The organism is Sphingomonas sp. (assembly GCF_036402235.1).
Classification (GTDB): domain Bacteria; phylum Pseudomonadota; class Alphaproteobacteria; order Sphingomonadales; family Sphingomonadaceae; genus Sphingomonas.
In genome coordinates, this window is record NZ_DASWTG010000065.1 from 1 (window position 1) to 2,290 (window position 2,290).

The window sequence follows — 2,290 nt, forward strand, 5'->3', positions numbered from 1 at the left end:
CCCTTGGGCTTCTCGCCCTTGGCCGGCACCCGCCAGAAATAGACCATCCGCCCGTTCACGTCCCGCTCGGCCTCGGGTTCCCACGCGCCCATGCGGAAGGCGTGGCTCACGATCCGCGTCCCCGGCTTCAGCTCGGCGAGCAGCTTGGGCCGCAGCTTCTCGTTCAGCGTATCGAGCAGGTACAGCGTCACCACGCTCGCATCGCTGAAGTCGCTGGTGAACAGGTCGGCCTGGCGGAAGCTCACCTTGCCCGTGACGCCTTGCGCCTTGGCATTGGCGTTGGCCTCGGCGATGCGCTGCGGGTCGATGTCGATCCCGGTGGCCTTGACCTTCGCACGCTTGACCGCGGCGATCGGGATTCGCCCGTCGCCCGATCCCAGATCGTAGAGCACGTCGCCGTCCCTGACCTGCGCCATGTCGAGCATCGCCTCGACCACCTCCGGCGGCGTCGGCACATAGATGACGTCGGGCGCCCGGCTCGCCTGAGGGGCAACCGGCGCCGGGCCGGGCGGCGGCGCGATCGCGCTGCCCGCCATCAGCATCGCGGCGGTGGTGATGATCAGCTTCATGGGCTTCTCTCCTCCTCGTCCTCCTCGGGTCTCAGGAACAGGAGCAGCACGGCCCCCGCTCCCAGCACGGCAACCCCCGCAAGCGCTCCCCAGCCGGTATAGGCAAGGCTCGACCATAGCAGATATGCCGTCGTCGCGCAGAACAGGGCGGGCAGAACGGGATAGAGCGGCACGCGAAAGGGACGCGCCGTGTCGGGGAAGCGGCGCCGCAGCACAAACAGCGCGATGCCGGCGAGCAGCAGGAAGAGCCAGAAGACCGGCGCCGTATACTCTACCGCCAGCCGGAACCCGTCGCGCCCGAAGCCACCCGCAACCACCAGCGCCAACGCCACCGCACCCTGCGCCACCAGCGCGTTGCCCGGCGTGTCGCGCCCCATATCCCACCGCCCCAGCCAGCGCAGCGCATGGAAGCGCTGGCCCAGTGCGCACGCGGTCCGCCCGCCGGTGATCGCGGTGGCGTTGGCGCTGGTCAGCGCCGCAACCGCTACCGCCGCGCTGATCGCCGCCGCGCCGCCATCGCCCAGCGCGCGCCGCATCACCTCCGCCGCAACCGCATCCGACTCCGCCAGCCCCGCGAACCCAAGCGAATGCAGCGCGGCAAGGTTCACCAGCACGTACAGCGCCGTCACCAGCGCCAGCGCCGCTGCCATGATCGGCGCGATCCGCCGCGGCGGCGCCTTCATCTCGGCGGAGACGTACACCGCCTCGCTCCACCCGCCATAGGCGAGCAGCACGAACACCATCATCAGCCCGATCGCGCTGCCCTCGCTCACCGGCGCCGGTGCCGCGCCCGCAGGTGCCGCCATGAACCCCGCGACGATGATCGCCACCAGCCCGGCGACCTCGACCAGGGTCAGCCAGCGCTGCGCCGCGGTGCCCCAGCGGATGCCGAGCCAGTTGATCGCGCTCACCGCCGCCACGGCGATGCCCGCCCAGATCGCAGGGCCCGCCGGCCCCAGCGGCACGATCACCTGGAGATAGTCGCCGACGATGAAGGCGAGCAGCGCCAGCGATCCGGTCTGGATCACCGCCAGCCGCGCCCAGGCGTAGAGGAACGCCAGCCGCTCGCCATAGGCCCGGCCTAAGAAATGATAGTCGCCGCCCAGATGCGGCCACGCCGCCGCCATCTCGGCATAGCAGAGCGCGCCCGCGATCGAGAGCAGCCCGCCGGCGATCCACGCCGCGATCATCGTCGCCGCGTCGGGCGCAAACCCCGCGACCAGCGCCGGGGTGCGGAAGATGCCCGCCCCCACCACGATCCCCACCGTCAGCGCAAACACGTCGAGGTCGCCGATCGTGCGGCGCGGGACGGCGGCTTCCATTATCCTCCCCCGCCAGGGGGAGGTCGCAGCCGCAGGCTGACGGAGGGGGCGGATGCCAGACCGGAAAGGGTTCGCGTCCTCCCCCTCCGTCGCGCTATGCGCGTCACCTCCCCCTGGCGGGGGAGGATTGGATGTAGAACGTCGATACGCCCTTGCACGCGGCTACACTCCCTCAACCCGCAAGACACAGGGACAGGCTTTGGGTCAACCAGCCCCGCTCGCTCCGGTTCCGAAACTTCCATACCCAGTCCTCCCCCGGAGGGGGAGGGGGAGTTGCGAGGTCGAACGCGCCCCGCGCGTTCGAGGATCGTGCGGCGCACGATCCGACCTCGAACTCGAAGCTGGTGGAGGGCTAGTCTCCACAAGCGAGCCGGTCAGCTTGTGGAGACTCCCCCTCCA

2 protein-coding genes are annotated in these 2,290 nt (G+C 70.5%); both read right to left on the reverse strand.

The genetic code is table 11. From position 1 onward, the window contains the following. On the reverse strand, positions 1–569 hold a 569-nt coding region (locus VGD28_RS13530; protein WP_331028875.1), incomplete at its 3' end, for a class I SAM-dependent methyltransferase. After that, positions 566–1,891, reverse strand: a complete 1,326-nt coding sequence (locus tag VGD28_RS13535) for an APC family permease (RefSeq protein WP_331028876.1) — start codon at positions 1,889–1,891, stop codon at positions 566–568. The genes VGD28_RS13535 and VGD28_RS13530, both read right to left, overlap by 4 nt. Positions 1,892–2,290 lie beyond the last annotated feature (399 nt).